This window comes from Staphylococcus sp. FSL W8-0304 (assembly GCF_038006565.1).
Taxonomy (GTDB): Bacteria; Bacillota; Bacilli; order Staphylococcales; family Staphylococcaceae; genus Staphylococcus; species Staphylococcus epidermidis.
Map to the genome: position 1 here is coordinate 1,379,635 of NZ_JBBOVL010000001.1, position 7,079 is coordinate 1,386,713.

At 30.9% G+C, this 7,079-nt stretch carries 4 protein-coding genes; all 4 read left to right on the forward strand.

The window, feature by feature from the left end; all coding sequences use genetic code 11:
• The first annotated feature begins 82 nt into the window (after window positions 1-82).
• The 4 genes from NST35_RS06585 to NST35_RS06600 all read left to right on the forward strand — a co-directional run bounded on the left by NST35_RS06585 (window position 83) and on the right by NST35_RS06600 (window position 6,736).
• Entirely contained in the window at window positions 83-1,219 is a 1,137-nt protein-coding gene (locus tag NST35_RS06585) for a THUMP domain-containing class I SAM-dependent RNA methyltransferase (protein WP_002446454.1), read from the forward strand.
• A gap of 167 nt (window positions 1,220-1,386) precedes the next feature.
• On the forward strand, window positions 1,387-2,025 hold the full coding sequence (locus NST35_RS06590; RefSeq protein WP_001831317.1) for an SDR family oxidoreductase: 639 nt from the start codon (window positions 1,387-1,389) through the stop codon (window positions 2,023-2,025).
• A gap of 376 nt (window positions 2,026-2,401) precedes the next feature.
• Window positions 2,402-5,839, forward strand: a complete 3,438-nt coding sequence (locus NST35_RS06595; RefSeq protein ID WP_002457674.1) for a dynamin family protein — start codon at window positions 2,402-2,404, stop codon at window positions 5,837-5,839.
• An 18-nt stretch (window positions 5,840-5,857) separates the two neighbouring features.
• Window positions 5,858-6,736: a 5'-3' exonuclease gene (locus tag NST35_RS06600; RefSeq protein WP_002457673.1), complete on the forward strand. Its 879-nt coding sequence runs from the start codon at window positions 5,858-5,860 to the stop codon at window positions 6,734-6,736.
• Window positions 6,737-7,079 lie beyond the last annotated feature (343 nt).

The window sequence follows — 7,079 nt, forward strand, 5'->3', positions numbered from 1 at the left end:
GCTTCAAAATTAAATTAATTAATACTTATAAATATTAAAATTATACATATATTGATTCAATAAATTAAAAGGAGACTCGGTCATGTTTCAATTATTAGCAGTATGTCCAATGGGATTAGAAGCAGTTGTAGCTAAAGAAATACAAGAATTAGGTTACGATACACAAGTAGAAAACGGTCGTATCTTTTTTGAAGGTGATGAAAGTGCTATTGTTAGATGTAACTTATGGTTACGTACCGCAGACCGAATAAAAATTGTAATGGGTCGATTCAATGCTACTACTTTCGACGAATTATTTGAGCAAACAAAGTCATTACCATGGGAGACCGTAATTGACAAAGAAGGTAATTTCCCGGTTCAAGGGCGGAGTGTAAAATCAACATTATATAGTGTACCTGACTGCCAAGCAATTACTAAAAAGGCTATAGTAGAACGACTTAAGCATGCTCATCAAGAAAAAGGATGGCTAAGTGAAACAGGCGCCAAATATCCTGTAGAAGTAGCAATATTAAAAGATAATGTATTATTGACCATTGATACTGCTGGTTCTGGACTCAACAAGCGAGGTTATCGCATTGCTCAAGGTGAAGCACCCATTAAAGAAACATTGGCAGCAAGCCTCATTCGTTTAGCAAATTGGAATGGTAACACACCTTTAATTGATCCTTTCTGTGGTTCAGGCACCATTGCTATTGAAGCATGTCTTATTGCACAAAATATTGCACCTGGTTTTAATAGGGATTTTGTATCTGAACAATGGAATATGATGCCACCTAATATTTATGACAAATTTCGTGATGAAGCTGATCAATTGGCTGACTATGATAAAGACATACAAGTATATGCTTCTGATATTGATCCAGAAATGATTGAAATTGCAAAACGTAATGCAGAAGAAGTTGGTCTCGGAGATATCATACAGTTCAATGTTAAAGATGTGAATACTTTGTCTATTGATACCGACATGCCTGTAGCACTTGTTGGCAATCCACCGTATGGTGAAAGAATTGGAGATCGTGAAGAAGTTGAAGAAATGTATCGTTATATAGGTACACTTTTGAAACAACATCCTCATTTATCGGCCTACATATTAACAAGTAACAAAGAATTTGAATACTTAGTTAATCGAAAAGCGACTAAAAGACGTAAGTTGTTCAACGGGTATATTGAATGTACGTACTATCAGTATTGGGGTAAAAAGCAAAGTAATAAAAATTAAATTTTACATTTTATAATACTTGTGTAATTATAGTAATTATTCAAGTACTATTTATTCGCACTCTTATCTTGACTGTAGTACAGTTAAATAGGAGTGTTTAATTTTATTAAAAAATAAGTCATATACTAAAAATGTATCATATTTTAATTAGAAAGGGGCTTTTAAATATGAAGACTGTTTTGATTGTAGGCGCAAATGGTAGAGTATCTATCGAAGCGACAAAAATTTTCCTAGAGAACTCAAGATTTAATGTTGATTTATTTTTGAGAAATGCGCATCGTATACCTGATTACGCCTCTAATAGAATTAAAGTTTATGAGGGAGACGCTAAAAATATTGAGGATTTAGAAAGTGCTTTAAACAATGTTGATGTTGTTTTTGCAAGTTTATCGGGATCACTTGATAAACAAGCTGAAACTATCGTAAAAGCCATGGATAACAAAAATGTTAAGAGACTGATTTTTGTAGCAGCACCTGGTATTTATGATGAACTACCAGAACCATTCAATCAATGGAATAAAGAACAATTTGGCGAAAAATTGAATCGCTACCGCAAAGCATCTGATATTATAGAAAATTCAGATTTAGATTACACAATAATACGTCCAGGCTGGCTTACAGATAAAAATGAAAATGTATATGAGATCACAGCAAAGAACGAAACATTTAAAGGTACTGAAGTATCACGTAAAAGTGTAGCATCTTTAGCAGTACAAATTGCCAAAAACCCAGAACTACACTCTAAAGAAAATATTGGTGTGAATAAACCTAATACAGAAGGTAATAAACCTGCTTGGTTCAATTAGTATAAAGTTTGTATCTACATGCATGGGTTTTCAATCAATATTATGATAGAATTTGAAATAGATAAATAAGCTTTAATTTAGGGCAAGTCATCATGGCTGCCTTATTTTTTTGAATTTATTGCTAATTATCATAAAATAAATTGTACAATATTACTTAAATTCAAACAGGGGATTATCTTTCATTCAATTATAAAAACAAGATAGAATTCATTAATTATACTTCTAATATCTTTGATGAAAGTCATAATAATTATTTAGCTACAGATACTTTTCATTTAAATTTAATTTACCTTTCAAATAATTTTGAATTCTGATTTTGTTACTTTAATCGAGTAAAAATACTGTGATTTATCACTGAACTAAAGGGGTAATACTTATGGCAATAAATGAACAATTAGATACTTTATATAAATTAAAAAAAGAATTGGAAAAATCTAATAACAGACCTTTAATTAATACTATTAATCAAGTAATAAAAAAAGTTTATTTAAATCAATACACCGCAACATTTGTAGGACATTTCTCAGCTGGAAAATCAACGTTAATTAATTTGTTATTAGAACAAGATATACTACCAAGTTCTCCAGTACCAACAACGAGCAATACAGCTATCGTTTCAGTAGCCAAGGAAGACGAAATCATTGCCAATCTTACGCAACAACAATATACAAAATTAAAAACGTACAACGATGTTAAGCAAATGAATCGACAAAATGTCGATGTAGAATCGATAGAAATTAATTTTCCATCAAACAAATTTAATCTAGGGTTTACATTTCAAGATACACCGGGTGTTGACTCTAACGTTGCAACGCATCAGTCGAGTACAGAGCAATTTATGTATACAAGTAACTTGTTGTTTTATACAGTAGACTATAATCATGTCCAATCAGCGTTGAACTTTAAATTTATGAAACGTATTAATGAAGCTGGTATACCAATTATTTTTGTGATTAATCAGATTGATAAACATAATGAAGAAGAAATTACATTTGAAACTTTTAAATCAAGAGTCGAAAAATCAATCAAAGACTGGGATATCAAACTTCAAGATACTTATTACGTTTCAAAGTTTGATCATCCACAGAATGAAATTGACAAACTTTCAAATTTTCTAGTATTTATGGATCAACATCGTGAATCAACAGAAGACTATGTTAATAGAACAATTCAATTCATTACCGATGCACAATACATATACATTCAAAATGAAATGCAATCTATTCTTGACACCCTTCAAATTAATGAAGAACAATTCGAGGAAGCATATATTCAATTTCAACAAAATCAAGAAGTCAGCGCAGAAGCACAATTGCTCAATGACTCTAATCAATTATTTAATTATTTAAAACAGAAGCGTAAAGATATATTAGATAATGCTTATATCATGACGTACGATATGCGTGAATCTTTACGGAATTATTTAGAAAGCATGGCAACTGATTTTAAAGTGAATGGATTTTTTAATAAAAGGAAGAAAAAAGAAGAAGAACAAATCAAACGACTTAATGAGGCGACCACTCAATTGCAAGAGAAAGTTAATCAACAAGTACGACAACCACTTCGTGAAGATATGTCATTTTTAACTAGATTCATAAATAAACATGCTGTGAATGAAAAAATACTAAATCAAGATTATGACGTCGTTCCGTCACTTATATCAGAGCTATATCAAACTCAAACGAGCATTAGCAACACATACGTTTTAACATTTTCAGATGAAGTTATAAAAGCTTTGAATAAAAAAATAGAAAATGAGTCAACGCCACTATTTGAAGAAGCTGTCAATCATGTACAAGTTAATGAATTATCAAGTGATGAAAATGAAGATAGGTATGAATATGATAGATACATTGAACTTAACACATTAAAGGATTCGCTTACATCCCACAACTACAAACATTACTATATCCATTTAGACGATTCTTTAGATAAATTAATTGGAAGAACAGAGACTCATTTTGAACTTAAACAAGAAAATTCGACTGCTTATCATCGTAAACATGAGACACAACATCGTAAAGAGTTTGTTACATCTAATCAAGATATTAAGCGTGCATTAGATATCGTTAAAGATGTACCATTATTTGATCGCACTAAACAAGATATCACCGATACCATTCAGAGACTCGATAATCAAATAACAAAAGTAGGTGTTTTTGGTACATTTAGCGCAGGTAAAAGCAGCTTAATCAACGCTCTACTAGGTGATAACTATTTAGTTAGTTCTCCTAATCCAACAACAGCGGCAACGACGGAATTATCATATGGTAAAGAGAGTCAAATCACATTAAAATCTAAAGAGCAATTACTAGAGGAAGTTAATCATGTACTAGAATTTTATGAAATATCATTTAACACCTTAGACAACTTTATTGAGAGCGATTTAGAGAAGTTAAAATCGAAACTAGAAAAGAACCAACTTGCATTTATTAGTGCAATTGAGAAACATTATGAAATGTACACGTCAATGCTAGAACATTCACTTATACACACAGTATCGCTTGAAGAAATTAAAAAGTGGAGTGCCGAGGATGAGTATGCCACTTTCGTGAAAACTGTACACCTTAAGCTACCTTTAGATTGGCTTAAGGGTAAAATCATTATTGATTCACTGGGTTTACATTCCAATAATCAAAGACACACGAATGAAACTGAACAAATTCTCACTTCTTCTGACCTTATTTTGTATGTAACTTACTTCAATCATTCATTTACAGATAACGACAAAGCCTTTATCGAACATATGAAAGATATGAATCAATTAAATGAAAATCAAGCTTTTAAAATGATAATTAATGCGGTTGACCTAGCTGAAGATAAACAGGATATACAAGCCGTTGAGGATTATGTTGCAGATGCACTGGGGCAAGTTAACTTACACTCTGATATATATAGTGTTTCAAGTCGTCAAAGTTTAAATGGGAATAACATTGGCATAAATGAATTAAGAGAAAGTATACAATACTTTGCAAAGGTTGAATCTAGAACAATTTTAGAGCAACAGATGACTTATCAATTGCAACAAATGAATAACTCCTTTAAAAAAATGATTAAAGATTTTCACGATGACAACGCAAAATTAACAGCTAGACAACATAAATTAAATCACTATAAAAACCAAACCCTATTAAATCAAGAGTTGATTGATACAACTGCACAACGTACATTCAATGAAGTAGAAGAACAAGTATATCATCTAAATGAACGGTTAAAACTACAACTTTTAGATGAGGTTAAATCTGTGTTTAATAGTCAGATGACACAAAATAACGACTTTAATGAGGAAAAGAAAATTTCAACTAAAATATATTTAGATCAAATTCATCAACGCTTATTCTTAGAGCAATCACTTATCACAGAAAGGATTAAAAAATATTTTAATTCACAACTAGAAGAACAAATCCTACCAGTCATGAAAAAGTTAAATCAGATTCATGTTATTATAAATGCAAAATTTAATGTTGAGCCATCACTCGTTGATACGGCGTTACTTCAAATTGAACTTAATTCAATGTTGCAATCACTACCAAAACAGTTAACTAAACGTAAAATAGTTAATCCAAAGTCACAAAAGGATATACAAGTACACATAGCTAATCAAACTCTTGAATTATTACAAGATGATTTGAACTCATTGCGCCGACAATTAAATGATTATATCCATGAGATGACTCAACTTGCCGAACATCAATTTCAAATGTTGGAGACATCCATTCAACAACAAATTGATGAGTTACTTTCATTCACTATCGATGATACATTAATACAACAACTAGAATTGAAAACGACACAATTAGACAATATTTTATAGTAGAAAGAAGGATTAAAAATGCCTCAAAGAGTATTGCTCGTTGATGGAATGGCTTTATTATTTAGACATTTTTATGCAACAAGCTTACACAATCAATTTATGTACAATTCTAAAGGAATTCCTACAAATGGTATTCAAGGTTTTGTAAGACATATTTTTAGCGCTATCAAGGAAATCGAACCTACTCACGTAGCAGTTTGTTGGGATATGGGGCAAGAAACATTCAGAAATGAAATGTATGATGGCTATAAACAAAATCGCCCAGCACCTCCTGATGAACTTATTCCTCAATTTGATTATGTTAAAGAAATATCCCATCAGTTTGGTTTTGTAAATGTTGGTAAGCGTAATTATGAAGCTGATGATATTATTGGCAGTTTAGCGGAAACATATTCACAAGAACATGAAGTTTATATCATTACCGGAGACCGAGACTTACTCCAATGCATTAATCATAATGTAGAGGTTTGGCTTATTAAAAAAGGTTTTACAATCTATCAACGTTACACGCTTGATCGTTTCATTGATGAATACGGGCTTAATCCTCAACAATTAATAGATGTTAAAGCTTTTATGGGTGATACTGCAGATGGCTATTCTGGTGTAAAAGGGATAGGTGAAAAAACGGCAATTAAATTGATTCAAAATCATGGAACTGTCGAAAATGTAGTGAACAATTTATCATCACTAACTCCCGCTCAACAGAAAAAAATAACAAATAATTTAAATCATCTGCATTTATCAAAGTCACTCGCAGAAATATATACGAAAGTTCCAATTGAAACAGACAAACTTTTTAAAGAGATGACATATGCTCATACACTAAATGAGATTTTATCCATTTGTAATGAACATGAACTATACGTTTCAAGTAAATATATTGCAAGTCACCTCTAACCATAAACCAATGAACATTTCATTTAGATATTGTTCATTGGTTTTTTTAATATCAATAAGCATCTCCATCAAAAATATAAATATTTTATTAAAACTTTGTGAATTAATTTCACAAAGTTATCTTAAATTGATATTATTGTTTAGAACAAATAAATTGTTGTTCAAAATGCTATTGTGATAAATGAAGAGCAAACCGAAATCAAATGGTCGGAACATCTGCTCTTTTTTATTGAGCAAATGTATAAGTTATTCATTGTCAAAATTATCAACATTAAATACGTATAATTTTCAAATCACATCAAACAACAAAGAAAAAACATCAAGAATAGGAGTGGCAATAGCT